23 protein-coding genes are annotated in these 25629 nt (G+C 63.5%); 12 read left to right on the plus strand and 11 right to left on the minus strand.

Going from position 1 to position 25629, the window contains the following annotated elements; translation table 11 throughout:
- From bioF to RR51_RS08765, 8 genes are all read left to right on the plus strand, one after another.
- Positions 1–1173 carry an 8-amino-7-oxononanoate synthase gene (bioF, locus tag RR51_RS08730; RefSeq protein ID WP_039613228.1) on the plus strand — a complete coding sequence of 391 codons (1173 nt, stop codon included), beginning with the start codon at positions 1–3 and terminating at the stop codon, positions 1171–1173.
- Complete coding sequence (locus RR51_RS08735; protein ID WP_039613229.1) at positions 1166–1897, plus strand: alpha/beta fold hydrolase; 732 nt, start codon at positions 1166–1168, stop codon at positions 1895–1897. The genes bioF and RR51_RS08735 overlap by 8 nt, the downstream gene beginning before the upstream one ends.
- The gene (bioC, locus tag RR51_RS08740) at positions 1890–2708 is read left to right on the plus strand and encodes a malonyl-ACP O-methyltransferase BioC (protein ID WP_039613230.1); all 819 of its coding nucleotides are present in this window, start codon (positions 1890–1892) and stop codon (positions 2706–2708) included. Before RR51_RS08735 ends, bioC begins: the two co-directional genes overlap by 8 nt.
- A gap of 10 nt (positions 2709–2718) precedes the next feature.
- Positions 2719–3399: a dethiobiotin synthase gene (gene bioD, locus RR51_RS08745; protein WP_039613231.1), complete on the plus strand. Its 681-nt coding sequence runs from the start codon at positions 2719–2721 to the stop codon at positions 3397–3399.
- 228 nt (positions 3400–3627) lie between these two features.
- Positions 3628–3924: a hypothetical protein gene (locus tag RR51_RS08750; protein ID WP_003258614.1), complete on the plus strand. Its 297-nt coding sequence runs from the start codon at positions 3628–3630 to the stop codon at positions 3922–3924.
- A gap of 285 nt (positions 3925–4209) precedes the next feature.
- Positions 4210–6015 carry a phenylacyl-CoA dehydrogenase gene (locus RR51_RS08755; RefSeq protein ID WP_039613232.1) on the plus strand — a complete coding sequence of 602 codons (1806 nt, stop codon included), beginning with the start codon at positions 4210–4212 and terminating at the stop codon, positions 6013–6015.
- Positions 6016–6285: 270 nt separating this feature from the next.
- Positions 6286–7569, plus strand: a complete 1284-nt coding sequence (locus RR51_RS08760; protein ID WP_039613233.1) for a GGDEF domain-containing protein — start codon at positions 6286–6288, stop codon at positions 7567–7569.
- A gap of 123 nt (positions 7570–7692) precedes the next feature.
- Entirely contained in the window at positions 7693–9471 is a 1779-nt protein-coding gene (locus RR51_RS08765; RefSeq protein WP_039613234.1) for an acyl-CoA dehydrogenase C-terminal domain-containing protein, read from the plus strand.
- A 252-nt stretch (positions 9472–9723) separates the two neighbouring features.
- Here RR51_RS08765 and RR51_RS08770 read toward each other — a convergent pair whose 3' ends face one another.
- Positions 9724–10647, minus strand: coding sequence for a LysR family transcriptional regulator (locus RR51_RS08770; protein WP_004375209.1), 924 nt, complete (start codon positions 10645–10647; stop codon positions 9724–9726).
- Between the two features lie 208 nt (positions 10648–10855).
- Between RR51_RS08770 and RR51_RS08775 the strand changes: the two genes are divergently transcribed.
- Positions 10856–12136, plus strand: coding sequence for an aspartate aminotransferase family protein (locus tag RR51_RS08775; protein WP_039613235.1), 1281 nt, complete (start codon positions 10856–10858; stop codon positions 12134–12136).
- A gap of 152 nt (positions 12137–12288) precedes the next feature.
- The gene (locus RR51_RS28655) at positions 12289–12447 is read left to right on the plus strand and encodes a YqaE/Pmp3 family membrane protein (protein WP_009681539.1); all 159 of its coding nucleotides are present in this window, start codon (positions 12289–12291) and stop codon (positions 12445–12447) included.
- Positions 12448–12579: 132 nt separating this feature from the next.
- Here RR51_RS28655 and RR51_RS08785 read toward each other — a convergent pair whose 3' ends face one another.
- From RR51_RS08785 to RR51_RS08820, 9 genes are all read right to left on the minus strand, one after another.
- Entirely contained in the window at positions 12580–14403 is a 1824-nt protein-coding gene (locus tag RR51_RS08785) for an alpha/beta hydrolase family protein (RefSeq protein WP_039613236.1), read from the minus strand.
- The gene (gene pqqE, locus RR51_RS08790; RefSeq protein WP_039613237.1) at positions 14369–15529 is read right to left on the minus strand and encodes a pyrroloquinoline quinone biosynthesis protein PqqE; all 1161 of its coding nucleotides are present in this window, start codon (positions 15527–15529) and stop codon (positions 14369–14371) included. Before pqqE ends, RR51_RS08785 begins: the two co-directional genes overlap by 35 nt.
- Positions 15501–15776 (minus strand): pyrroloquinoline quinone biosynthesis peptide chaperone PqqD, encoded by a 276-nt coding sequence (gene pqqD, locus RR51_RS08795; protein WP_004375207.1) that lies wholly within the window; start codon positions 15774–15776, stop codon positions 15501–15503. Before pqqD ends, pqqE begins: the two co-directional genes overlap by 29 nt.
- On the minus strand, positions 15773–16528 hold the full coding sequence (gene pqqC / locus RR51_RS08800) for a pyrroloquinoline-quinone synthase PqqC (RefSeq protein ID WP_003255592.1): 756 nt from the start codon (positions 16526–16528) through the stop codon (positions 15773–15775). Before pqqC ends, pqqD begins: the two co-directional genes overlap by 4 nt.
- 153 nt (positions 16529–16681) lie before the next feature.
- A complete protein-coding gene (pqqB, locus tag RR51_RS08805) occupies positions 16682–17593 on the minus strand; it encodes a pyrroloquinoline quinone biosynthesis protein PqqB (protein WP_024086143.1) in 912 nt (303 codons plus the stop codon).
- A gap of 78 nt (positions 17594–17671) precedes the next feature.
- Complete coding sequence (gene pqqA, locus RR51_RS29040) at positions 17672–17743, minus strand: pyrroloquinoline quinone precursor peptide PqqA (protein ID WP_003243383.1); 72 nt, start codon at positions 17741–17743, stop codon at positions 17672–17674.
- A gap of 158 nt (positions 17744–17901) precedes the next feature.
- Positions 17902–20202: a pyrroloquinoline quinone biosynthesis protein PqqF gene (gene pqqF, locus RR51_RS08810; RefSeq protein ID WP_039613238.1), complete on the minus strand. Its 2301-nt coding sequence runs from the start codon at positions 20200–20202 to the stop codon at positions 17902–17904.
- Between the two features lie 157 nt (positions 20203–20359).
- The gene (locus tag RR51_RS08815) at positions 20360–21154 is read right to left on the minus strand and encodes a carbon-nitrogen hydrolase family protein (protein ID WP_039613239.1); all 795 of its coding nucleotides are present in this window, start codon (positions 21152–21154) and stop codon (positions 20360–20362) included.
- Positions 21155–21168: 14 nt separating this feature from the next.
- Positions 21169–22851, minus strand: a complete 1683-nt coding sequence (locus RR51_RS08820) for a flavin monoamine oxidase family protein (protein ID WP_039613240.1) — start codon at positions 22849–22851, stop codon at positions 21169–21171.
- A gap of 460 nt (positions 22852–23311) precedes the next feature.
- Here RR51_RS08820 and RR51_RS08825 point away from each other — a divergent pair, with 460 nt between their 5' ends.
- Entirely contained in the window at positions 23312–23743 is a 432-nt protein-coding gene (locus tag RR51_RS08825; RefSeq protein ID WP_232880970.1) for a hypothetical protein, read from the plus strand.
- Positions 23744–23756: 13 nt separating this feature from the next.
- Here RR51_RS08825 and RR51_RS08830 read toward each other — a convergent pair whose 3' ends face one another.
- Complete coding sequence (locus RR51_RS08830; protein WP_013970574.1) at positions 23757–24218, minus strand: Lrp/AsnC family transcriptional regulator; 462 nt, start codon at positions 24216–24218, stop codon at positions 23757–23759.
- 458 nt (positions 24219–24676) lie between these two features.
- Between RR51_RS08830 and nicB the strand changes: the two genes are divergently transcribed.
- Entirely contained in the window at positions 24677–25615 is a 939-nt protein-coding gene (gene nicB / locus RR51_RS08835) for a 6-hydroxy-3-succinoylpyridine 3-monooxygenase (protein WP_004375200.1), read from the plus strand.
- The last annotated feature ends 14 nt before the right edge of the window (positions 25616–25629 follow it).

A 25629-nucleotide genomic window follows, 5' to 3' on the forward strand; every position in this document is an offset into this window, starting at 1 on the left:
ATGGCCTTCGACCTGGCAGCGCGCCTGGCCGAACGGCGCGCCGCAGACCTGTATCGGCAGCGGCCACTGCTGGAAAGCCCGCAGGGGCCGGAAGTGGTGGTCGATGGCCAGTGTTTGCTGGCCTTCTGCAGCAATGACTACCTGGGCCTGGCCAACCACCCCGAGGTGATTGCCGCTTGGCAGGCCGGCGCCGAGCGCTGGGGTGTCGGTGGCGGTGCCTCGCACCTGGTGATCGGCCACAGTACGCCGCACCACCAGGTGGAAGAGGCCTTGGCCGAACTCACCGGGCGCCCGCGCGCGCTGCTGTTCTCCACCGGCTACATGGCCAACCTGGGCGCCATCACCGCGCTGGTGGGGCAGGGCGACACGGTGCTGCAGGACCGCCTGAACCACGCTTCGCTGCTGGATGGCGGGTTGCTCAGTGGTGCCCGTTTCAACCGCTACCTGCACAACGACCCAGCCAGCCTGGCCAGCCGCCTGGACAAGGCCGTCGGCAATACCCTGGTAGTGACCGATGGCGTGTTCAGCATGGACGGCGACCTGGCCGACCTGCCGGCGCTGGCCGATGTCGCCCGCGCTCGCGGTGCCTGGCTGATGGTTGACGATGCCCATGGCTTGGGCACCCTCGGCACCCAGGGCGGCGGTATCGTCGAGCACTTCGGTCTGGGCGTTGAGGATGTGCCGGTGTTGATCGGTACGCTGGGCAAGGCTTGTGGTACCGCCGGTGCCTTTGTGGCCGGCAGCGAAGAGCTGATCGAGGCGCTGGTGCAGTTCGCCCGCCCGTACATCTATACGACCAGCCAGCCACCGGCGCTGGCCTGCGCCACCCTCAAGAGCCTGGAATTGCTGCGCCGCGAAACCTGGCGCCGCGAGCACCTGGCCGCGCTGATCCGCCAGTTCCGTGAAGGTGCGCAGCAGATCGGCCTGGAGTTGATGGACAGCCCGACGCCGATCCAGCCCATCGTCATCGGCGACAGCGCAAAGGCCCTGCGCCTGTCACGCATGCTGCGCGAGCGCGGCTTGCTGGTGACGGCCATCCGCCCGCCCACCGTGCCGGCGGGCAGCGCACGTCTGCGGGTGACATTGAGCGCCGCGCACAGCGAGGCGCAGGTGCAGCTATTGTTGAATGCATTGGCCGAGTGTTATCCACAGTTGGAGAGCGCCGATGCGTAATCGACTTGTTCTGTTGCCTGGCTGGGGCTTGGGCACTGCTTCCCTGGAGCCGCTGGCCGCCAGCCTGCGTGCCCAGGACGCCCGCCTGCAGGTAGAGCTGGTGCCCTTGCCGGAACTGGCCCACAGCGATGTGCAGGCCTGGGTCGACCACCTCGACCGCAAGCTGCCGAGTGATGTCTGGCTGGGTGGCTGGTCGTTAGGCGGCATGCTGGCCAGCGCGCTGGCGCACAAGCGCGGCGACCATTGCTGCGGCCTGCTGACCCTGGCCAGCAACCCCAGTTTCGTGGCTCGCCCCGACTGGCCCCACGGCATGGCCGAAGACACTTTTGGCACGTTCCTCGACGGCTGCCGCAGCCATACCCAGGTCACCCTGAAGCGCTTCCGTACCTTGTGCAGTGACGGTGCCCTGCAACCGCGCACCCTGCTGCGCCAACTGGGTGTCGGTGTACCGGACACCGACCCGTTGTACCTGGCCACCGGCCTTGAAGTGCTGGCCAAGCTGGACACCCGCGAAGCACTGCAGGCCTACGGAGGCCCGCAGTTGCACCTGTTCGCCGGCAGCGATGCGCTGGTGCCGGCAGAGGCGGCAAAGGCGCTGAGCGAGCTGCTGCCCGATGTGGAAGTGGGCCTGGTCGAAGAAAGCTCCCACGCGTTCCTGCTGGAATACCCGCAGGAACTGGCGGCGGGCATCAAGAGTTTCCTGCATGAGAGTGGCGATGACTGACCTTTCCCGTCCGGCCCTGCCCGGCGCGCTGCCCGACAAGCGCCAGGTAGCGGCCTCGTTCTCCCGCGCCGCAGCCAGCTACGACAGCGTGGCAGCCTTGCAGCGTGCGGTGGGTTCGAGCTTGCTGGAGCAGTTGCCGGAAGGCCTGCAGCCGTCACGCTGGCTGGACCTGGGCAGCGGCACCGGTCATTTCAGCAGGGCGTTGGCCGAGCGGTTCACCCAGGCCAGCGGCGTTGCGGTGGATATCGCCGAAGGCATGTTGTGCCATGCCCGCAACGAACAGGGCGGGGCGCTCTATCACGTGGCCGGTGACGCCGAGCGTTTGCCGCTGCGTGATGCCAGTGTCGACCTGGTGTTCACCAGCCTGGCCGTGCAGTGGTGCGGCCAGTTCGCCAGCGTGCTGGCAGAAGCGCTGCGAGTGCTGCGCCCGGGCGGCGTGCTGGCCTTCAGCAGTTTGTGTGTGGGTACCCTCGATGAACTGCGCGCCAGTTGGCAGGCGGTGGATGGCCTGGTGCATGTGAACCGCTTCCGCCGTTTCGAGGACTATCAACGCCTGTGCGCAGCCAGCGGCTTCGAGCAGCTTTGGCTGCAGCGCTGCCCGCACGTGTTGCACTACCCGGATGTACGCAGCCTGACCCATGAGCTCAAGGCACTCGGCGCCCACAACCTGAACCCTGGCCGGCCTTCCGGGCTTACCGGCCGGGCCCGCATGCAGGGCCTGCTGCAGGCTTACGAGGCGTTTCGCCAGCCCGAGGGGCTGCCAGCCACCTACCAGGTGGTCTATGGTGTGTTGCGCAAGCCACAGGCTTAAGGGGAGCGAGATGAGCCAGGCCTATTTTATTGCCGGTACCGATACCGATGTTGGCAAGACCACCATCGCTGCCGGCCTGTTGCATGCGGCACGGTTGCAGGGCATGAGCACGCTGGGGGCCAAGCCGGTGGCCTCCGGTTGCACGATGACGCCCAAAGGCTTGCGCAACAGCGACGCACAGGCGCTGATCGATGAAAGCACGATCAAGCTGCCCTACGAACAGGTCAACCCGTTTGCCTTCGAGCCTGCGATTGCGCCGCATGTGGCAGCACGTGAGGCAGGGGTGACGCTGGCCGTGTCGGACCTGCTGGCAGCGATGCGGAATGTGCTGCAACAAAATGCCGATTTCACCCTGATCGAGGGAGCCGGAGGCTGGCGCGTGCCGTTGTCGGGGCTGGAAAACCTGTCCGACCTTGCGGTGGCCCTGCGGCTGCCGGTGATTCTGGTGGTCGGGGTGCGGCTGGGCTGTATCAGCCATGCCTTGCTAAGCGCTGAGGCGATCGAGCGTGACGGGCTGCAATTGGCGGGATGGGTGGCGAACATCATCGAGCCGCGTACTTCGCGCCTGGAAGAGAACCTGGCCAGCCTGGCCGAGCGTTTGCCGGCGCCATGCCTGGGGCGGGTGCCCAAGTTGAAGCAGGCCAGTGCCGACATGGTTGCTGAACACCTTCAGCTGGATCTGCTGGATTAGCCGTTTCCAGGCCCGGCCCTTTCGCGGGTAAACCCGCACACAGGTATTGCACAAGTCTCGAAAACTGTGGAGACCCTGTGGGAGCGGGTTTACCCGCGAAGAGGCCAGTGCAGGAATACCCAGGGCCTATCAAATGGCACCAGGCCATTAGGGATTTAAACGGGCCTTTTCACCCCTGGCCTGCTTTAATTGGGCCTGTTCGTCATCCAGCGTCAATGGAGTCCTGACATGGAAATCACCGGTAGCTCCGCCTATTACGCGGGCCTGAGCGCAATCCAGACCGGCCAGAACCGCGTCGATCAGGCTGCCAGCCAGATCGCCAGCACCACCGCCGAACGTAGCGCCACCAGCCAGTCCAGCGATTTTCAGGCCGAACGCCTGCGCGCGGTCGACCGCAGCCAGCAGATGGACCTGGCCACCAGCACCGTGCAGCTGGCCGTGGGCAAACTCGAAGTCGAGCTTGGCGCAAAGGTCGCCAAGGCATCCGACGAAATGCTCGGCCGGATCATCGACACCTACGCCTGATACGGCGGCCTTTCCGAACCTAACGCTATCCCTGTGGGAGCGGGTTTACCCGCGAATGCGTCCGCCCGGACACCTTTGTTTTCCGGGCTGGCCCATTCGCGGGTAAACCCGCTCCCACAGGGGTACATATTATGGCTTGGCGCTTTTGCCATTTTTCGTGGCGCAAATGGCACCATAGTCCATCCTTGACATAAGGCGGAGCTAAACGTAAGTTTCAAACAACTGTTTGATCGACGGCCGCCAAGTGCGGGTCACCCCACAGAACTCACCTAGAGGTTCATCGCAATGCCTGATTACAAAGCCCCCTTGCGTGATATCCGCTTCGTTCGCGACGAGCTGCTCGGCTATGAGGCGCACTATCAGAGCCTGCCGGGTTGCCAGGACGCCACGCCCGACATGGTCGACGCGATCCTCGAAGAAGGCGCGAAGTTCTGTGAGCAGGTGCTGTCGCCGCTGAACCGCGTGGGTGACCAGGAAGGCTGCACCTGGAGCGAGGCGGGCGTTAAAACCCCGACCGGGTTCAAAGCGGCCTACGAACAGTTCGTAGAAGGTGGCTGGCCGAGCCTGGCGCATGACGTCGAGCACGGCGGCCAGGGTCTGCCGGAGTCGCTGGGCCTGGCGCTGAGCGAAATGGTCGGCGGTGCGAACTGGTCGTGGGGCATGTACCCGGGCCTGTCCCATGGCGCGATGAACACCATCTCTGCGCACGGCACCCCCGAGCAGCAGCACACCTACCTGACCAAGCTGGTATCCGGCGAGTGGACCGGCACCATGTGCCTGACCGAGCCGCACTGTGGTACCGACCTGGGCATGCTGCGCACCAAGGCCGAGCCACAGGCCGACGGTAGCTACAAGGTGTCGGGTACCAAGATCTTCATTTCGGCCGGTGAGCACGACATGGCCGACAACATCGTCCATATCGTCCTGGCCCGCCTGCCGGACGCACCAGCCGGCACCAAGGGTATCTCGCTGTTCATCGTGCCGAAGTTCCTGCCCAACGCCGAAGGCGGTGTGGGCGAGCGCAACGGCGTGAGCTGCGGCTCGATCGAACACAAGATGGGTATCCACGGCAACGCCACCTGCGTGATGAACTTCGACGGCGCTACCGGCTACCTGATCGGCCCGGCCAACAAAGGCCTGAACTGCATGTTCACCTTCATGAACACCGCTCGCCTGGGTACCGCGCTGCAAGGCCTGGCCCACGCCGAAGTAGCGTTCCAGGGTGGCCTGAAGTACGCCCGTGAGCGCCTGCAGATGCGCTCCCTGACCGGCCCGAAAGCACCGGACAAGGCTGCTGACCCGATCATCGTCCACCCGGACGTGCGTCGCATGCTGCTGACCATGAAGGCCTTCGCCGAAGGCAACCGCGCGATGGTGTACTTCACTGCCAAGCAGGTGGACATCGTCAAGTACAGCCAGGATGAAGAAGAGCGCAAGAAGGCCGATGCCCTGCTGGCGTTCCTGACCCCGATCGCCAAGGCGTTCATGACCGAGGTCGGCTTCGAAGCCGCCAACCATGGCGTGCAGATCTACGGTGGCCACGGCTTCATCGCCGAATGGGGCATGGAGCAGAACGTGCGCGACAGCCGCATTTCCATGCTGTACGAAGGCACCACCGGCATCCAGGCCCTGGACCTGCTCGGCCGCAAGGTGCTGATGACCCAGGGCGAAGCGCTGAAGGGCTTCACCAAGATCGTGCACAAGTTCTGCCAGGCGCAGGAAGGCAACGAAGCGGTCAAGGAGTTCGTCGAACCGCTGGCGGCTCTGAACAAGGAATGGGGCGAGCTGACCATGAAAGTGGGTATGGCCGCCATGAAGGACCGCGAAGAAGTGGGTGCGGCCTCGGTCGATTACCTGATGTATTCCGGCTACGCCTGCCTGGCCTACTTCTGGGCCGACATCGCCCGCCTGGCGGCCGAGAAACTGGCTGCCGGCACCAGCGAAGAAGCGTTCTACACCGCCAAGTTGCAGACCGCGCGCTTCTACTTCCAGCGCATCCTGCCGCGCACCCGTACCCACGTGGCGACCATGCTGTCGGGTGCCAACAACCTGATGGCGATGGACGAAGAGAGCTTCGGCCTGTCGTACTGATCCTGCCGTTGTAAAACGAAACCCGCCTGCCTTCACCGGCAGGCGGGTTTTTTCATTCTGCGGCCTGATGCCTATCTCTTTGTAGGAGCAGCCTTGTGCTGCGAATAGGCCATAGCTGCCACAGAAAATCTTTTGTCATTGCGGCCTTTTCGCAGCACAAGGCTGCTCCTACAAGGAAAAGCGTCTGATTCGATATTCAACTGTTCATGTGCACTGCCGATGTAGTAAGGGCACAATGCCACTATTGATCTGCCGGGTTGGAGATTACCCTTGTTTCGTTTTAACGCTGTTCGCGCGAGTCACTTCCTGCCTTCGCTGATTCTTTTGCTGGCAGGACTCGCCGCGGCCTATGTGAGAGACCTCAGTGTCTTTTTCACATCGCTGTTCAACGTCCTGCCCACCTTGGTCCTGCTGCTGGGTGGCGCCTACTGTGCGGTGTACCGTCGCCAGCGTGAGCTGTTCCTGATGCTCACGGTGTACATCGCCTACTACCTGCTCGACACCCAGACCGACTTCTACCGTGACCATGGCCGCGTTCGCGAGGACGCGGCGGTGATCTTCCATCTCGTGTGCCTGCTGCTACCCGCCCTGTTCGGGCTGTATGGTGCCTGGCAGGAGCGCACCCACCTGCTGCAGGACCTGGTCGCCCGTGGCGCCGTGCTGTTCGCCGTGGGTAGCGTGGCGGTGGCCCTGGAGCAAAGCTACCCCCAAGCACTATTGACCTGGTTGGCGGAAATCCGCTGGCCAACCTTGCATGGCCAATGGATGAGCCTGATCCAGATGGTCTATCCGCTGTTCCTCGGCGTGTTCATCCTGCTGGTGGTGCAATACCTGCGTGCACCACGGCCGCTGCACGCTGCGCAGGTGATGGGCCTGCTGGGCATTTTCTGGATGCTGCCGCAAACGTTCATCCTGCCGTTTACCCTGAACATCATGTGCAGCCAGGTCATGCTGATGATCGCCGCAGCGGTGGCGCACGAGGCCTACCAGATGGCTTTCCGCGACGAACTGACCGGCCTGCCGGGGCGCCGTGCGCTGAACGAGCGCATGCAGCGCCTGGGGCGCAACTATGTGATCGCCATGACCGATGTCGACCACTTCAAGAAATTCAACGACACCCACGGCCACGACGTCGGCGACCAGGTGCTGCGCCTGGTTGCCAGCCGTCTGTCCAAGGTCACCGGGGGTGGCCGTGCCTACCGCTATGGCGGCGAGGAGTTCGCCCTGGTGTTTGCCGGCAAGACTGCCGAGGAATGCGTGCCCCATGTGGAAGCCGTGCGCGAAATGATCGCCAACTACGTGATGCACTTGCGTGACCAGCACAACCGCCCGCAGGACGATACCGCCGGGCGCCAGCGGCGGGCGGGCAGCAGTGGGGGCACGGTGTCGGTCACCATCAGCATCGGTGTGGCGGAGCGCCAGGCCGATCATCGTAACCCCGAAGCGGTGCTGAAATCCGCCGACCAGGCGCTGTACAGCGCCAAGGGCGCAGGGCGTAATTGTGTCATGGTTCATGGGCAGCAAGCGCAGCGAGGGGCGGTGCGCACGGCGTGACCGAGACAGACTATGCGGTCTATTGATGACCCTATGTCTCGTAAAAGTTGTTCGGTTACACTGCCTGCAACCCAGTGTCGCGGTTCCCCGAGACCGCCCCGACCCGAGTAGCGAGAGGTTGTCATGGCTGAATATAAAGCGCCCCTGCGCGACATGCGCTTCGTACTGAATGAAGTCTTCAACGTGGCCGAGCAGTGGGCGCAGTTGCCCGGGTTGGCCGAGGTTGTCGATGCCGACACAGCCATGGCCGTGCTGGAAGAAGCCGGCAAGGTCACCGCCAAGTCCATCGCACCGCTCAGCCGTGCCGCCGATGAAGAGGGCTGTCACTGGGAAAACGGCGCGGTAAGTACCCCAGCCGGTTTCATCGAGGCGTACAAAACCTACGCCGAAGGCGGTTGGGTGGGTGTGGGTGGCGACCCGCTGTTCGGCGGTATGGGCATGCCCAAGGTCATCTCGGCTCAGGTCGAGGAAATGGTCAACGCCTCCAGCCTGTCCTTCGGCCTGTACCCGATGCTGACTGCTGGCGCCTGTCTGTCGATCAACGCCCACGCCAGTGAAGCGCTGAAGGAAAAGTACCTGCCAAACATGTACGCCGGCGTGTGGGCCGGTTCCATGTGCCTGACCGAGCCGCACGCCGGTACCGACCTGGGCATCATCCGCACCAAGGCCGAGCCCCAGGCCGACGGCAGCTACAAGGTCAGCGGCACCAAGATCTTCATCACCGGCGGCGAGCACGACCTGACCGAGAACATCATCCACCTGGTGCTGGCCAAGCTGCCGGACGCACCGGCGGGGCCGAAAGGCATTTCGCTGTTCCTGGTGCCGAAGTTCCTGGTCAATGAAGATGGCAGCCTGGGGGCGCGCAATCCCGCCACCTGCGGCTCGATCGAGCACAAGATGGGTATCCAGGCCTCGGCCACCTGCGTGATGAACTTCGATGAAGCGGTCGGCTATATCGTCGGTGAGCCGAACAAGGGCCTGGCGGCCATGTTCACCATGATGAACTACGAGCGCCTTGGCGTTGGTATCCAGGGCCTGGCGTCGGCCGAGCGCTCCTACCAGAATGCCGTGGAGTACGCCCGCGACCGCCTGCAGAGCCGCGCCCCGACCGGGCCACAAGCCAAGGACAAGGCCGCTGACCCGATCATCGTCCACCCGGACGTGCGCCGCATGCTGTTGACCATGAAGGCGCTGATCGAGGGTGGCCGTGCCTTCTCCAGCTATGTGGCCATGCAGCTGGACAGTGCCAAGTTCAGCGAAGACACCGCCGTGCGCAAGCGCAGCGAAGAACTGGTGGCACTACTGACGCCGGTTGCCAAGGCCTTCCTCACCGACCTGGGCCTGGAGTGCGCGGTGCACGGCCAGCAGGTGTTCGGCGGGCATGGCTACATTCGCGAATGGGGGCAGGAGCAACTGGTGCGGGATGTGCGTATCACGCAGATCTACGAAGGCACCAACGGCATCCAGGCCCTCGACCTGATGGGGCGCAAGGTGGTGGCCAGTGGCGGGGCGTACTACCGGCTGTTCTCCGACGAGATTCGTCAGTTCATTGCCAGCGCAGGTAGCGAGCTGGATGAATTTGCCAAGCCGTTGGGTGCCTGTCTCGATCAGCTCGACGGGCTGACCGAGTGGGTGCTGGAACAGGCCAAGGGCAACCCGAACGAAATCGGGGCGGCTTCGGTCGAGTACCTGCATGCCTTTGGTTATGTCGCCTACGCCTACATGTGGGCACTGATGGCGCGGGCGGCGAAGGCGGGTGAGGGGGATGAAGCGTTCTATACGGGCAAGCTGGGTACGGCGCGGTTCTACTTTGCGCGGTTGCTGCCGCGGGTGAATTCGCTGGTGGCTTCGGTGAAGGCGGGGAGTGAGTCGTTGTACCTGCTGGATGCCGAACAGTTCTGACAGATATGGGGACTGCGTAGCAGTCCCTGCCCTGTAAGCTTTTTCCTACACAACGTGGTGACTTTTCACCACTGTTCTCAGATTGGATCCACGGTTATTCTTTACCACATGGACGTTGCGCAGGAAGCGCAAAGGACAGATCAAGGACGACGACGAAGGACCACCTGCCAGGATGGCGGGGCGATACGGATGTCACAGGGAAACAGTCTGGAAAACCCCGCTTCGGCGGGGTTTTCTTTGTGCGCGGGTTTTTCAGCCCAGCACATCCAGCGGTGATGCACCCAAAAGGCGGGCGTCCGTCTCTTCCTCCAGCAGCGTGCGCAGCAGCTCCACAGAGGCCTGCTGGCGCTGGGCATCGCGGAACACCAAGCCAACCTTCAGCGGTACCCGTGGCTCGCTCAACGGCTTCCACAGCAGCCCTTGGTCATCCTCGGCGGCCTCCTTGGCCCGCCCCGGCAAGATGGTGGCCAGCGCGGTATGGGCCAGGCTGTCGAGAATCCCCGCCATGTTGTTCATCTCTGCCTGCACCTGCGGCCGACGCCCTTGGCTGGCCAGCTGCGCCTGCCAGATCTGGCGGATCTGGAATTCCTCGCCCAGCATCAGCATGGGCAGCTCGGCGGCCTGGCGAATGGACACCTTCTTGAAGTCCTTCAGCGGGTGGGTGGCGGGGATGACCAGTTGCAGCTCATCTTCGTACAGCAGCAGACCATGCAGCCCCGGCTGGCGTGGCGGCAGGTAGCTGATACCGATGTCCAGGCTGCCATTGAGCAAGCGCCGTTCAATCTCCAGCCCTGACAATTCGTAGATCTGCACCACCAAGTGCGGCTGTGCCCTGCGCAGGCGTTCGAGCAGCTGCGGCACCAGGCTCGGCCGCACGGTCTGCAGCACGCCGATGGCCAAGGTACGCAGCGACTGGCCCTTGAAGTTGCGCATGGCCTCGTGGGCGCGCTGCAGACCGTCGAGCAACGGCAGGGCGTGGTTGTACAGGGTGTGGGCGGCCAGAGTCGGCAACAGGCGCTTGTTGCTGCGTTCGAACAGGCTCAGGTCGAGGCTGTGCTCCAGCTGGCGGATCTGCTGGGAAAGCGCTGGCTGGGACAGCGACAGGCGCTCGGCGGCGCGGCCCACGTGGCCTTCTTCATACACCGCGACGAAATAACGCAGTTGGCGGAAATCCATAAGTGATACTTATCGAAAATGCTGGAAAAACGAAATGGTCGAAAACCTTCGCGAGGCCTAGTCTATCGCCGTATTCCAACGGGTTACAGCGATGAATCGATCGATTGTTACTCCGGATGAAAAACACTTTTGATAGGCAAGGCAAAATATCGAGTGCCGCACCAAGACCGCACCGTGACCGCCCCTGTCGTGATTGGTTGGAGCCCTGATGAACCTGTTCAACCTGCGCCGCCCGGCCCCTGCCGCCGTCGCCGAGCCCAAGCGTGCGCCGGTGATCGTGCCGGAAGCGCCACAGCTGTCGCGTGAGTGCCTCATGCCCAGCAACGAACGCGCAGCGCAGGTATTCGTGCGTGGCCAGGGCTCCTGGTTGTGGGACAACGAAGGGCATGCCTACCTGGACTTCACCCAGGGTGGTGCGGTCAACAGCCTGGGCCACAGCCCCAGTGTGCTGGTGAAGGCGCTGGGCAGCCAGGCCCAGGCGTTGATCAACCCGGGCTCGGGCTTCCACAGCCGTGGCCTGCTGGGGCTGGTCAACCGCCTGTGCCAGAGCACCGGCAGCGACCAGGCCTACCTGCTCAACAGCGGTGCCGAAGCCTGCGAAGGTGCGATCAAGCTGGCGCGCAAGTGGGGCCAGCTGCACCGCAACGGCGCCTATCACATCATCACCGCCACCCAGGCCTGCCATGGCCGCAGCCTGGGCGCGTTGTCTGCGTCCGACCCGCTGCCCTGCAACCGCTGCGAACCGGGCCTGCCTGGCTTCAGCAAGGTGCCATTCAACGACTTGGCGGCGCTGCACGCGGAGGTGGACTCGCGCACCGTGGCGATCATGCTCGAGCCGATCCAGGGTGAGGCGGGTGTCATCCCGGCCACGCAGGAATACCTCAAGGGTGTGGAAACGCTGTGCCGGGAACTCGGCATCCTGCTGATCCTCGACGAGGTGCAGACCGGCATCGGCCGCTGTGGCGCGCTGCTGGCCGAGGAAACCTACGGCGTGCGCGCCGACATCATCACGCTGGGCAAGGGCCTGGGCGGTGGCGTGCCGCTGGCGGCCTTGCTGGCCCGGGGCACGGCGTGCTGCGCCGAGCCTGGCGAACTGGAAGGCAGCCACCATGGCAACGCGCTGATGTGCGCTGCCGGCCTGGCCGTGCTGGATACCGTGCTGGAGCCTGGCTTCTTCGCCCAGGTGCAGGACAACGGCCGCCACCTGCGTGAAGGCCTGAGCCGGCTGGCTGGGCGTTATGGCCAGGGCGAAGTGCGCGGGCAAGGCCTGTTGTGGGCCCTGCAGATGAAAGAAAACCTGGCCCGCGAGCTTGTGGCGGCTGCCTTGCATGAAGGCCTGTTGCTCAACGCACCGCAGGCGGATGTGGTGCGTTTTTCGCCAGCGCTGACCGTGAGCAAGGGCAACATCGACGAAATGCTGCTGCGCCTGGCCCGTGCCTTTGCCCGCCTGCATGCCCAGCAGCAGGCCCGCCGCGAAATGCCAGCCTAGCGGCCTGGTGACATCGAGAATTCTACGAACCGTCTGGCGTTCCTGCGCATCGCCCTTGGCCTGTTTCATTCGGCCCGGGGCGTTTTTTTTGCCTGTTGAACCTCTGTGGCGGGCGGCTAGTCTCTGATGTAACCCCTTCAGGAGAGACTCGCATGGACTTTATACGCATCATCATCGCCATCATCCTGCCACCGCTGGGCGTGTTCCTGCAGGTGGGGTTTGGCGGGGCGTTCTGGCTGAATATCTTGCTGACCTTGCTGGGGTACATTCCGGGGATCGTGCATGCGGTGTATATCATCGCCAAGCGCTGAGATTTTTGGGGCTGCTTTGCAGCCCATCGCGACACAAGGCCGCTCCTACAGGTACAGCGCCACATTCGGGCTTGTCCGATCCCTGTAGGAGCGGCCTTGTGTCGCGATGGGCCGCAAAGCGGCCCCAGAATCTCAGCCCTCCAACACCCGGCAATAGAACTTCCACTCTTCTTCCAAGGCATGCGCCAGGTTCTCCGCCTTGCGGAACCCATGACGCTCCCCCGCATAGAAGTGCCCTTCGGCTTCTATCCCGTTAGCCTGCAGCGCCGCCAGCATCGACCGCGTCTGCTCCGGCACCACCACCGCATCCAGTTCGCCCTGGAAGAAAATCACCGGTACCTTGATCTGCCCCGCATGCAGCAGCGGCGTACGCTGGCGATAGCGCTCGGCATCCTGCAGCGGGTCGCCGATCAGCCAGTCCAGGTAGTCCCCTTCGAACTTGTGGGTGGCCCGGCCCAGGGCAACCGGGTCGCTGACCCCGTACAGGCTGGCACCGGCGCGGAACACATCATGGAACGCCAGGGCGCATAGGGTGGTGTAGCCGCCCGCACTACCGCCGCGGATGAACGCCTTGCGGCTGTCGATCAGCCCACGTCCGGCCAGGTATTCCACCGCCGCGCAAGCATCGGCCACATCGCTTTCGCCCCAGCGCAGATGCAAGGCCTGGCGGTATTCACGGCCATAGCCGGTGCTGCCCCGGTAGTTCAGGTCGGCGACGGCGAAGCCGCGTTGGGTCCAGTACTGGATGCGCGGGTCGAGCACGGGATAACAGGCTGAAGTCGGCCCGCCATGGATGAACACCACCAACGGCGCGGCACCTTGCGAGCGGGCTGCTGGGTAGAAGAAGCCATGGGCGCGCTGGCCGTCACTGCCGTAGTGGATCGACTGCGGCAGGCTGATATGCCTTGCCGGCAGCACTTCGGCGCCACCAGCCAATACGCTGACCTCGTGGTTGCTGCGGGCGATGGCGATGACCGCCGGCGGGCTGATCGGCGAGGCGGCAATGGCAAACAGGTGTTCGGCATCCATGGCCAGGCTGCGAAAACGCGTGTAGGCACTGGCGAAACGCTCCAGGCTACCATCGGCAGTACGCAGCCCCAGTTGCCCGAAGCCGTCTTCGAACCAGCTGGCCAGATAGCTTTGCTGTCCCAGTGCCAACCAGGTGCTGGCGCCGAGTTGCCAGGGCGCCGCAGCGTGGTCCGCGGGCTCGGCAGGCAGGGCCTGCCAGCAGTCATCGACCTCGCCCCAGGGTTGCCAGAAGCCATTGCGGTCAGACAGGCAGTAGAGTCGGCCTTCGCTATCGAAGCGCGGCTGCTGCAGCGATTCGTCAGCGCCGGCCACACATTGCGCGGGCCCCCAGTGGCCACTTGCATCACGTGTGCGGCACATCAGCCTGGTGATGGTCCAGGGTTGTGCCGGGCGGTCCCATTCGACCCAAGCCAGGCGCTGGCCGTCGGTACTCACCGTAGGTGAGGCATAGAAGTCGGCCCCCTCAGCGAGCACTTCGCGAGCTTGTTCCCACAGGGCGACCAAGCGATGCTCGACCCGTTCGCCATGCTGCTCCTCGACCGCCAGCACCAGGCCGTCGTGCCACTGCACATCGCCGTAGCGGCAGCTGGCATCATCAGTCAGGGCGCGCGGTACCGCGCCTTCCAGGGTCTGGGTATAGACCTGCTGGTCCTTTTCATTGACGAACAGCAGCCCATCACCACCCAGGCAAAAACTGCCACCGCCGTATTCGTACACCCGGCTACGTACGCTGAAGCCATCAGGTGTCAGGCAGCGGGCCTGCTGGTGCTGCCAGTGCCAGATGCGACAGGCACCATCGGCCGGGCGAAACTCGTTCCAGAACAGCCCCGCGGCGCTGACCTTGAGTTCGGCGAAGTCGGTGCCGGCGGCAACTGCCTGGGCCGCGCTGAACTCAGCCGCGGACGATGACACGGGAGTTTCGTTCATTGCGGAAGGTCATCTCTTCAATGGTGAGCTGGGCGCTTTCCGCCTCCTCGCGGGCCTTGAGGATGATGCCGTGGTCGGCCGACTTGGCGCACACCGGGTCGGCGTTGCTGGCATCGCCGGTGAGCATGAAGGCCTGGCAGCGGCAGCCGCCGAAGTCATTTTCCTTCTCGTCGCAGGAACGGCAGGGTTCGGGCATCCACTCATAGCCGCGGAAGCGGTTGAAGCCGAACGAGTCGTACCAGATGTGGTGCAGGTCGTGGTCGCGCACGTTGGGGAACTGCACCGGCAGCTGGCGCGCGCCGTGGCAGGGCAGGGCGGTGCCGTCCGGGGTGATGGTGAGGAACAGGCTGCCCCAGCCATTCATGCAGGCCTTGGGGCGCTCCTCGTAGTAGTCCGGGGTGACGAAGATCAGCTTGCACGGGTTGCCCTCGGCCTTGAGCTTTTCCCGATACTCGTTGGTGATGCGTTCGGCCCGTTCCAGCTGCGCGCGGGTTGGCAGCAGGCCCAGCCGGTTGAGGTGGGCCCAGCCGTAGAACTGGCAGGTGGCAAGCTCGACGAAGTCGGCCTCCAGGGCGATGCACAGCTCGATGATGCGGTCGATCTTGTCGATGTTGTGCCGGTGGGTGACGAAGTTGAGCACCATCGGGTAGCCATGGGCCTTCACCGCACGGGCCATTTCCAGCTTTTGCGCAAAGGCCTTCTTCGAGCCGGCCAGTAGGTTGTTGACCTGCTCGTCGCTGGCCTGGAAGCTGATCTGGATATGGTCCAGGCCGGCTTTCTTGAAGTCGGCGATGCGCGCCTCGGTCAGGCCGATGCCCGAGGTGATCAGGTTGGTGTAGTAGCCCAGCCGGCGGGCCTCGCCGATCAGTTCGGCGAGGTCCTGGCGTACCAGCGGCTCTCCGCCGGAGAAACCGATTTGCGCGGCACCCATTTCCCGGGCTTCGGCCATCACCTTGAACCACTGCTCGGTGCTCAGCTCCTGGCCCTGGGCTGCGAAGTCCAGCGGGTTGGAGCAGTACGGGCACTGCAGCGGGCAGCGGTAGGTCAGCTCGGCCAGCAGCCACAGCGGCAGGCCGACTGCGGGCGTGGGCGGTAACTCAGGCGAGGACGATCCAGTGTTCGGCACGGGCCACCTCCATGAACTGCTCGATGTCATCGGCCACTTCCGGGACACCGGGGAACTGTTGTTCGAGTTCGCTGATGATCGCGGCAACGTCGCGTTGGCCGTCGATCAGGCCACCAATCAGGGCTGCGCTGTCGTTGAGCTTGATCATGCCCTCTGGGTACAGCAGCACATGGCCCTTTTGCGCCGGCTCGTACTGGAAGCGGTAGCCGGGGCGCCAGGCTGGCACTTGATTACGGTCGAAACTCATAGGGTGATCCCTTTGTGCCACACCCGTTCCTGGGTGACGGAGTGATAGGGCGGGCGGTTCAGCTCGTAAGCCATGCTCATGGCGTCGAGCATGCTCCAGAGAATATCCAGCTTGAACTGCAGTATCTCCAGCATACGCTCCTGGCCCGCGCGGGTGGTGTAGTGCTGCAAGGTAATCGCCAGGCCGTGCTCCACGTCACGCCGGGCCTGGCCCAGGCGGGTGCGGAAGTATTCGTAGCCGGCCGGGTCGATCCACGGGTAGTGCTGCGGCCAGCTGTCCAGGCGCGACTGGTGGATCTGCGGGGCGAACAGCTCGGTCAGCGAGCTGCTGGCCGCTTCCTGCCAACTGGCCCGGCGGGCGAAGTTGACGTAGGCGTCCACGGCAAAGCGCACACCGGGCAGTACCAGCTCCTGGGAACGCAACTGGTCCGGGTCCAGCCCCACGGCCTGGCCCAGGCGCAGCCAGGCTTCGATACCACCGTCCTCGCCGGGCGCGCCATCGTGGTCGAGCAGGCGCTGGATCCACTCGCGGCGTACTTCGCGGTCCGGGCAGTTGGCCAGGATCGCGGCATCCTTCATCGGGATGTTCACCTGGTAGTAGAAGCGGTTGGCTACCCAGCCCTGGATCTGTTCGCGGGTGGCGCGACCCTGGTACATCGCCACGTGGTACGGGTGATGGATGTGGTAGTAGGCGCCCTTGGCGCGCAGGGCCTGCTCGAATTCGGCAGGGGACATTGGCAGTGCGTCGCTCATTCGGCTGGCTCCTGTATAGCTGAGTCTCGGCGCGATCCCTGTGGGAGCGGGTTTACCCGCGAACACCGGCGAAGCCGGTGCCATACACTGTGTGGGATTCTTCGCGGGTGAACCCGCTCCCACAGGGCCTGTGTTGCTTGTGCGATCTGGCTGTTACAACTCGATACTCATGCCATCGAAGGCCACTTCCACACCCCGGCGCAGCACTTCGGCACGCTCGGGCGAGTCTTCGTCGAGAATCGGGTTGGTGTTGTTGATGTGGATAAGTACCTTGCGCTGGCGCGGGAAGCCATCCAGCACCTCCAGCATGCCGCCTGGGCCGTTCTGCGCCAGGTGGCCCATTTCGCGGCCGGTGCGGGTGCCCACGCCACGGCGCTGCATTTCATCATCTTCCCACAGGGTGCCGTCGACCAGCAGGCAGTCGGCGCCGTGCATCATCGTCAGCAGCTTGTCGTCCACCTGGCCCAGGCCCGGGGCGTAGAACAGCTTGCCGCCGGTGCGGGTGTCCTCGACCAGCAGGCCAAGGTTGTCGCCCGGGTGCGGGTCGAAGCGGTGCGGCGAGTAGGGCGGCGCGGCGCTGCGCAGGGGGAACGGGGTGAAGCGCAGGTTGGGGCAGGCGTCGATGACGAAGCTGCCTTCCAGCTCTATACGGTTCCACTGCAGGCCGCCGTTCCAGTGGCTGAGCATGTTGAACAGCGGAAAGCCCGTGGTCAGGTCCTGGTGGACCATGTCGGTGCACCACACCTGGTGCGGGCAGCCTTCGCGCAGGCTGAGCAGGCCGGTGGTGTGGTCGATCTGGCTGTCCAGCAGGATGATGGCGTTGATGCCGGTGTCGCGCAGGGCGCGGGCCGGCTGCATCGGCGCAAAGGCCTGGAGCTGGGCACGAATATCGGGCGAGGCATTGCACAGCACCCAGTGCACGCCGTCGTCGGACAGGGCGATGGACGACTGGGTGCGTGGCGTGGCTCGCAGGGTACCGTCACGCAAGCCCTTGCAGTTGACGCAGTTGCAGTTCCACTGTGGGAACCCGCCGCCGGCGGCGGAACCGAGAACCTGGATGTACATGGCCACTCTCTCTGCAGAAACCGTAGCGAAAAAACGAAAACGCCCCGGCAGGCCGAGGCGTTGAACCGTAAGCCGGGCTTAGCGGTTGGCGAAGTACATGGTGACTTCGAAGCCGATGCGCAGATCAGTGTATGCAGGTTTGGTCCACATGGAATTACTCCTTCCGGATGAGGGGGTGGGTTTGTCAGCTACTACTTGGGTACCGCCATTGGCTGGAGGTTCCCAAGGTTGGGATTGCGCTATCTTACAAGAAAAATTTGTACCGAAAGGTTAATTATTCGAAAACTCCGTTGCGGTTTTCGTAACAATCATGGGTTTGTACCCAGCCAGGAAGTATCTGGTGCGACTGCGTTGGCAAGGCATAGCCAAGTGGAATCTTTATCGAGCAAGTGGTTCAGCAACTGGTCCAGATCCGTCTGCCGCGTTTTCAGGATAGACCTGCGCAGCGCATCCAGCCTGCCGGGTTGTGTGGCCAGGAATGTCTGCCACGCCCATTCGGCGACTTCGGCGTGGCCCATCGCCGGTTCATCGAATTGCCCGGCCAGCGCCTGACGAGCGGCAGGGGCCAGGGTAACGCCCTGGCGCAGCAAGGTGAGCAGGTGGTCGAGGATCTGTACCTGGCTGGCATGAGGCGACTGGACCCCGAACAGCAGGCCGCCGACACCCTCTACCTGACGAAAGGTACTGAATACCGCATAGCCGAGTTGCAGTTCTACCCGTAGCCGTTGGTAAACCGGCCCTTGCAGCAACTGCGCGAGCAGGCGGCCAGCGGCTTCCATGGCCGCTGGCAGTGGGCAGAACAGCAGCAGGGCATGCTCACTGCCGGGTACTTCGGCATGTTGCCAACGGTGGTTGGCCCAGGCGGGCAGAGGGCCAGGCGCTGAGCCTTGCCCAGGGCAGTGCTGCAGCACGGTGCCCAATGCGTTCAGGGCGCCATCGTCGAAGCCGGCAGCCAGGCCGTACCAGCGTGCTTGCTGCCACAGTTTGTCGAGATGCGTCTGTGCCAGGGTGCAGGCCGCAGCAGGTGCAGGCATGGCGCCCAGCACGGCGTCGGGCAGCTGCTTGAGCAGGGCCCGGATGGGAATCAGTGCCGGAGGCTGCGTCGAACTGGGTAGCCAGCTGCCTGCCGGGGGCTTGCGCATAAGCGCCAAGGCTTGGTCCACAGTGCGCAGTACCGCTGCCGGCAGCCCGGTGCAGCGCAGTTGCCAGTATTCGCCAGCGGCACTGAACTGCAACTGCACCGATACGCGCTCGCAGCGCTCCTGCAGGGGGTGCAGGGCACGTTCGAGCAGGGCATGCAGGCGTTGGCGCAACGGCGAAGGGACATGCCAGCGCAGGTACAGCGCCGCGTATTGACGAGCACCAGGCAGCTGGTCGCTGACTTTCAATGCCGCTGGCAGTGGGTGCGGACTGGCATCAGGCAAGTCGGCCAGAAGCAAGGGGTCGACGGAGGGCAGTTGCCAATGCCCATGTGCGCGGCCCGGCAGGCCTTCCAGCAGGGCTCGGAGCGCCTGCAAGCCTTGTGTGTCCAAACCGCTGAACGGCTGGCCGGCGCTGTCCCGGCGGGCCAGCTCAAGCGCGCTGGCGCTGCGTTCGCGGCTTTGCTGCAGCAGCTCGAATTCGGCACTCAATTGCTCAGGGGCGGCCTGGCGGATGAAGCCGAACCAGCCCTGCAACAGGGCATTGGCTTCCTCTGGGCAGGCGTCCTCGCTCAGCTTCAGGTCAATGTGCCACAGCAACTGCCCGGCGAAGGCATACAGCGCCTCGGCCTTGAAGCCTTGCAGCCAGCCACGCTGGCGAAGTGCATCCAGCCATGTGCCCGGGCGGCTATCGCCGAGGCAGGCGATGAGCAACTCAAGGGCCTGCTCGGCACCTGCCGGCAGGTTTTCGTGGCTGAACAGCAGGTGCGTGTCGGTCGCCGATAAAGGCGGTGGCAGAGCTTGTGGCACCCGTTCACCTGTTGCGAACAGCTTGGCATACTGCCGGCCCAGTAATTCCAGTTCATCCAGCGATTGCGGGCCGCACAGGCTTAGGGTGACCTGGCCGCCTTGGTAGAAGCGCTGGTGAAAGCCACCGAGCGCTTGCTGGAAGGCAGGGTCCTGCAAGGCCAAGGTGTGCCGGTTACCGGCATGAAAAGCGCTCAATGGATGGCCGGGCGCTGCCGATTGCAGCAAGGCGAACTGCTGCTGGGCCTGAGGGTTGCGCGACCAGGCAATGAACTCGGCATGGATTACTTCGCGTTCGCGGCGTTGGCGCTCGATGCCCAGGTCTGGTTCGGCCAACATCTGGCACAGGCGCTCCAGCCCCCCGGCCAGGGCGCTGGGCGGGACCTCGAAGAAGAAGTCGGTGGTGCGTTCGCGGGTGCTGGCATTGACCTGGCCGCCGAGGGCCTGCACATAGCGCATCAGGCCGTCGTCGAGAGGGAAGCGCGAAGTGCCGAGGAAGAACAGGTGCTCCAGGAAGTGGGCCAGGCCGGGCCATTTGGTCGGCGTGTCGTGGCTACCCGCGTGCACCCGCAGGGCCGCGGCCGAGCGCTTCAGGCGCGGGGCGTGGCGCAGGGTCAGCTGCAGGCCGTTGGCGAGGGTGAGGTGGCGGGTGGCGTCAGGCATGGAAACTCCAGGGCAGGTGTTCATGCTAACCCATTTGTTTGCAGGGCCGGCCTCTTCGCGGGTAAACCCGCTCCCACAGGCACTGCATAGCTTTCAGGCCTGTGATTTACCCTGTGGGAGCGGGTTTACCCGCGAATGGGCCGCACAGCGGCCCCAGTCAGCCCTTACGCAGGTGCAGCTCCTGGCGCAGATCGCTCAGGTAAGGAAACGCCGCCCGCCCCTGTACCACCCGCTCATGCTCCAGCTCCGCCAGCAACTGGCATTCGTCTCGCCCGGCCATGGCCAACAGGCTGCCATCCGGGCCGACGATGCTGCTCTGCCCGCAATACTGGATCTCGCCTTCCGAGCCGCAATAGTTGGCATACACCAGATAGCACTGGTTCTCCTGCGCCCGCGCCCTCACGGTCACCTGGCAGATGAAGTCGTACGGCGACATGTTCGCCGTCGGTACCAGAATCAGCTCGGCCCCGTCCAGCGCCAGGCGCCGGGCATTCTCCGGGAACTCGATGTCGTAGCAGATCAGCAGGCCGACCTTCCAGCCATCCAGCTCCACCACCGGGAAGTGATCGGCACCTGCGCTGAACATCGAGCGGTCCAGCTCGCCGAACAGGTGGGTCTTGCGATAGTTGCTCAGGCTGCGGCCGTGACCATCGATCAACTGCACGCTGTTGCAGATCGCGCCATCATCGCCACGCTCCGGATACCCGTAGACGATGGCGATGCGGTGCGCCTGGGCGATTTCCACCACCTCCATGGCCGCCGGGCCATCGGCGGCCTCGGCCAGGCGCTCGACCTGGGCCAGGCCGATGTTGTAGCCGGTCAGGAACATCTCCGGGCACACCAGCAAACTGGCGCCGCGTTCGGCCGCCAGTTGCGCCTGGTGGCGCAACCGTTGCAGGTTGCCGGGCACGTCGAGTGGCTTGGGCGAGCCCTGAAACAGAGCGATACGCATGCTGCCTCCTTGTCTCAGTCCGGCAGGGCGATCGGGCCGATTTCGTCGAACACGTCGCCTGGGCCGGGGTTGTCCGGGTGGGTGCGGCCACCGAAGTGGTTCATGATACCCCACACCGCATTCAGCGATGTCTGTACCGCGCCTTCCACCCAGGCCGGCGTCCACGACACGTCGTCACCGGCGATGAACATGCCGCGCTGCTCGGCAGGCATGTCCTGCTGCATGAAGTGCGCGTACATGCGCTGGTTGTAGCGGTAGTGCCCAGGCAGCGCGCCCTTGAAGGCGCCGAGGAAGTGCGGGTCGGCCTCCCAGGAAACGGTGATTGGGTCGCCGATAATGTGCCCGGCGATGTCGGTCTTCGGGTAGATCTTCTTCAGTGCGTCCAGGGCCAGTTGCACGCGTTTTTCCACTGGGTGCGGCAGCATCTTCAGCGCGTCGCTCATCCACGAGTACGACAGGCAGATCACCCCCGGCTTGTCGTCACCGTTGTCGAACAGGTAAGTGCCGCGGGTGAGGCGATCGGTGAGGGTCATGCTCATCAGGTCGCGGCCGGTTTCCGGGTCTTTGTCTTTCCAGAACGGCCGGTCGACCATGACGAAGGTCTTCGACGACTGCATGTAGCGGGTGCGGTCCAGGGCCATCCACATCTTTTGCGAGAACAGCGATTCCTCGCAGTCGATCTGGGTGGTCAGCAGCCAGGTCTGGCAGGTGGCGAGCACGGCACTGTAGTGACGGGTGTCGCCCCAGTTATCGGTGACCGCCAGGCGGCCATCGGCAGCGCGGGCGATGCGCTTGACCCCGGTACGCGGTGCGCCGCCATGCAGCCCGCTCAGGCTGGTGCCTTCCGGCCAATGCACGCAGCGCTCCGGTACATGGCGCCAGATGCCTTGCGGTACCTGCTCTACACCGCCCACTACCAGGTGCTGGTGGTCGTCGCAGTTGGTCATCACCACGCGGAAGATTTCCAGCATCGAGTTGGGGAAGTCCGAGTCCCAGCCGCCGGTGCCGAAGCCGACCTGGCCGAACACTTCGCGGTGCTGGAAGCTCAGCTGGGCGAACGAGCGCGAGGTGGCGACGAAGTCGTAGAACGTGCGGTCGTCCCACAGCGGTACCAGCTTGTTCCACAGCTCTTTCAGGCGCGGTACGTCACGGTCGCGGATGGCCTGCTGGATGTCGGCGAACCGGGCACCGCTTTCCAGCGCGTCGGCCCAGGCATCGGCCACTTCGTGGAACAGCTTGGGCAGGTCGGTGGGTTTTTCGGCGTAGTAGGTCTGGCCTTCCAGGTCGATCACGGTGCTGCCCGAGGCCGGGGTCAGCGGGTTGGGGAACGGTTTGGTCTCCAGGCCCAGCTTGTCCACGTAGTGGTAGAAGGCAGTGGACGACACCGGGAAGCGCATGCCACCCAGTTCGGCGATGATCCCGTCAGTGCCGTTGAAGGTTTGCGAGCGCAGCCGGCCACCCAGCTTGGATGCTTCGTACACCACCGGCTTGAGGCCCAGCTTCATCAGCTCGTAGGCCGCCACCAGGCCGGCGATACCGGCGCCCACGATTGCCACTTCCTCACCATGGCGCTCGGCCGGGATGCTGCCCAGGCCTGCGGGGTGTTCCAGCCAGTCGTCGAAGGCGAAGGGGAAATCCGGGCCGAAGATGGTGATGGGTTTTTTGCCATCGGCGGGGTGGCGGTTTTTCTTGTTCATGAAGTGACCTTGCCAGAGAGGCTGCGCAGCGGGCGGAGCCTGAGTATAGGAGATGCCTGAAGGCCATTTTAGGGAGTGGGGTTTTCGTTATTAAGGTGCAGATTGTTGTCTGAATGTAGCTTGTATCGTCGAAATGTATAAGGAAGATAGATTTATGACGAACAGGAAGCCTACCCATCTCAAGCACAGCATCGGCCCCCTGTGGGAGCGGGCGAGCCCGCGAAGAAGCCCCCGCGGTGTATGGCACGGGCTGCGCCCGTGTTCGCGGGCACGCCCGCTCCCACAGGGTGTTATCAGACAGTTCCTACACCCATGCCATGAATTAAAGAATTACCCTACGCCCGCTATAGCCTCGGTCTGGCTGCGTGGGAAACGCCTCATCGTTAACTTCACTGGGTCGCCGCTGTTCGGGCGACTGGGTGTGAGAACCCATCTCCAACTTCGCACCAAGGCTTATGTCATGGCAGCTGTGCGCGGGCAGGCTTTCGCCTGGCCGGATTTCCAAGTTGGCCGGTTCTCACCCCGTGCATGGCTGCCACCTATTTCCCGTGAGAAGGAGTTGGTAGGCGGTTTCCTCAAGACTCAATTTGGAAATTGCATCATGAAGAAGACTTATTCCGACCAACCCGAAAAACTGAAACCCACCGCAGAAAAAACCTTTTGCAACTGCGAATCCAGCCATCCGCCATTATTCGCCATACGCCCCGGCATCGACGCTGCAGACGCCTTGGTCCACGCCTGCCTGCTGGCCCGTGGCCTCAATCAGATCGCCACCGACTACGCCCAGCATCACGCCCCCGAGCGCAGCCGTGACATCGTCTGGTCGATGCAGCATTCCGCCGAAAGCCTTTCGGCGATTCTGGAAGGCCTGCTCGACGGCCAGGAGGCCTGACCGCCAGCCAGGTTCAGAACGGCTGCCCGCGGTCCACCTTGCTGCTGAGAATGATCGACGTGGTGGTCTTCTCCACCCCGTCGACACTGCCGATCTGGTCGAGCAACTGGTCCAGTTGCTCGGGCGAATCCGTACGCAGCCAAGCCACATAATCGAACTCGCCGCTCACTGCGCACAGCTGTTGCACCTGGCCCATGGCACTCAGGCGCCGCACCACCTCCTTGCCCGAGCGCGGCTGCACCTTGATCCCCACATATGCCTGCAGCCCACCACCCATCACCCGCTGGCCCAGGCGCACGCCATAGCCGGAGATGACCTTGTTCTTCTCCAGCCGCTCGAGACGCGAGTTGACGGTAGTACGAGCGATGCCCAGCTGGCGGGCGAGGGTGGCGACGCTTTCGCGGGCGTTTATCTGCAACAGGGCGATCAGCTGGCGATCGATTTCATCCAGCGTGATGGAGCGGGAATCCGACATGGCGAGTCTCTACGGTTGACCCGCTAGCCTAGCTAGCCTGCGGTAAGCAGGGCAAGGGTAGACAGTTGTCCATGCTTTGCATCAGTGCTGCAATCCCGGGGCCGCTTCGCGACACAAGGCCGCTCCTACAGCTGCTGCGCCGGCATGTAAGCATCGGGCGCAATGACAGAACTGCTCGATTGGTCCGGCAGGTCGAGGTGCGGTCTAGGGTGGAATAGGAGCTCACAAAATCTAACGATTTATAGCTGTTTAGATAGCCATGCCTGAGCAGAGAATGGCCCTCTCACGAACGTTGTGTTTCGGAGGACGAGGATGCCAGCCTACCACCTTGCATCAGCTCCCTCATTGCGCAATACTGCCGACAACAACTAACCCTCACGACCGGCGTGGCATGACCATCTGGTTGGAGGGGGAAAAAGCCGGCTTAAGCCGGTTTTTTCGTTTCTGGAGTGCAAAAAATGCAGAGAAAGCTTGATTCTGAGCCTCTGCGCACTCGTATCTATATCGACGGCTACAACTTCTACTACGGCTGCTTGCGCGGCACACCGTACAAGTGGCTCGACCTGTTGCCTCTCTTTGAAAAGCACATCTTGCCTTCCATACTGGTCACGGACAACCATGGCCAGATCAGGGCATGGCGGCTCCTGGAATCCCCCTCGATCAAATATTTCACGGCAAAGATCATCGAGTCGGTCGCCCGTGCTGGCGATTCGGTGTCGTCACAAGCTCGCTACCACACCGCTTTGCGCAAGCTGCATGATGGTCGAATAGAGCTCATCGAAGGTTATTACGCCGTCAATAAAATGAAGGTGAAGATCGTCGACCCTGAAAATCCGGACAAGGCTCCGCGTGAGTGCCGGGAAATCCAGGCCTGGAAGGTGGAGGAGAAACAGAGCGACGTGAATCTGGCCCTCCAGGCTTACCATGATTCGATCACGGGGCAGGTTGACCATGCCGTCATCGTTACCAACGATACTGACATCGCTCCTGCACTTCAGATGATTCGTGCTCACACAGATGTGCGGATTGGCGTGGTTGTGCCGACGTCGGGGCAAAACCGCTCGGCGAATACCGACCTGATCAAGTTTGCGCACTGGAAGCGAGAGCACATCAATTCAGGCGAGCTTGCGGCCTGTCAGCTACCGAGAGTGATTCCAGGGAGGAAACCAACCATCAAGCCGGAGTCCTGGTATGGGCAACCTGAACTGCTGCAGGAAATTCTGGATTTGGCCATTCCTGTACGCGGAAGCAGGGCGGCAGCGTTCAAGTGGATGGAGCAGCCCAATCAGTTCCTCAGTGGTGAGCGGCCGATAGAGCTGGTGGAAACTGCCGAAGGTGCGACACGGGTTCTTCAGTACATACACAGCTGGATAGCCCAGCAAGAGGAGTTGCCCTAGTCAGGAGAACATGA

It is taken from the genome of Pseudomonas sp. C5pp, from assembly GCF_000814065.1.
Taxonomy (GTDB): domain Bacteria; phylum Pseudomonadota; class Gammaproteobacteria; order Pseudomonadales; family Pseudomonadaceae; genus Aquipseudomonas; species Aquipseudomonas asiatica.

Excerpts from the sequence above, each read along its gene's own strand:
- bioF (WP_039613228.1), top strand. The coding sequence starts at position 1 with ATGGCCTTCGACCTGGCAGCGCGCCTGGCCGAACGGCGCGCCGCAGAC.
- RR51_RS08735 (WP_039613229.1), top strand. The coding sequence starts at position 1,166 with ATGCGTAATCGACTTGTTCTGTTGCCTGGCTGGGGCTTGGGCACTGCT.
- bioC (WP_039613230.1), top strand. The coding sequence starts at position 1,890 with ATGACTGACCTTTCCCGTCCGGCCCTGCCCGGCGCGCTGCCCGACAAG.
- bioD (WP_039613231.1), top strand. The coding sequence starts at position 2,719 with ATGAGCCAGGCCTATTTTATTGCCGGTACCGATACCGATGTTGGCAAG.
- RR51_RS08750 (WP_003258614.1), top strand. The coding sequence starts at position 3,628 with ATGGAAATCACCGGTAGCTCCGCCTATTACGCGGGCCTGAGCGCAATC.
- RR51_RS08755 (WP_039613232.1), top strand. The coding sequence starts at position 4,210 with ATGCCTGATTACAAAGCCCCCTTGCGTGATATCCGCTTCGTTCGCGAC.
- RR51_RS08765 (WP_039613234.1), top strand. The coding sequence starts at position 7,693 with ATGGCTGAATATAAAGCGCCCCTGCGCGACATGCGCTTCGTACTGAAT.
- RR51_RS08770 (WP_004375209.1), bottom strand. The coding sequence starts at position 10,647 with ATGGATTTCCGCCAACTGCGTTATTTCGTCGCGGTGTATGAAGAAGGC.
- RR51_RS08775 (WP_039613235.1), top strand. The coding sequence starts at position 10,856 with ATGAACCTGTTCAACCTGCGCCGCCCGGCCCCTGCCGCCGTCGCCGAG.
- RR51_RS28655 (WP_009681539.1), top strand. The coding sequence starts at position 12,289 with ATGGACTTTATACGCATCATCATCGCCATCATCCTGCCACCGCTGGGC.
- RR51_RS08785 (WP_039613236.1), bottom strand. The coding sequence starts at position 14,403 with ATGAACGAAACTCCCGTGTCATCGTCCGCGGCTGAGTTCAGCGCGGCC.
- pqqD (WP_004375207.1), bottom strand. The coding sequence starts at position 15,776 with ATGAGTTTCGACCGTAATCAAGTGCCAGCCTGGCGCCCCGGCTACCGC.
- pqqC (WP_003255592.1), bottom strand. The coding sequence starts at position 16,528 with ATGAGCGACGCACTGCCAATGTCCCCTGCCGAATTCGAGCAGGCCCTG.
- pqqB (WP_024086143.1), bottom strand. The coding sequence starts at position 17,593 with ATGTACATCCAGGTTCTCGGTTCCGCCGCCGGCGGCGGGTTCCCACAG.
- pqqF (WP_039613238.1), bottom strand. The coding sequence starts at position 20,202 with ATGCCTGACGCCACCCGCCACCTCACCCTCGCCAACGGCCTGCAGCTG.
- RR51_RS08815 (WP_039613239.1), bottom strand. The coding sequence starts at position 21,154 with ATGCGTATCGCTCTGTTTCAGGGCTCGCCCAAGCCACTCGACGTGCCC.
- RR51_RS08820 (WP_039613240.1), bottom strand. The coding sequence starts at position 22,851 with ATGAACAAGAAAAACCGCCACCCCGCCGATGGCAAAAAACCCATCACC.
- RR51_RS08825 (WP_232880970.1), top strand. The coding sequence starts at position 23,312 with ATGGCAGCTGTGCGCGGGCAGGCTTTCGCCTGGCCGGATTTCCAAGTT.
- RR51_RS08830 (WP_013970574.1), bottom strand. The coding sequence starts at position 24,218 with ATGTCGGATTCCCGCTCCATCACGCTGGATGAAATCGATCGCCAGCTG.
- nicB (WP_004375200.1), top strand. The coding sequence starts at position 24,677 with ATGCAGAGAAAGCTTGATTCTGAGCCTCTGCGCACTCGTATCTATATC.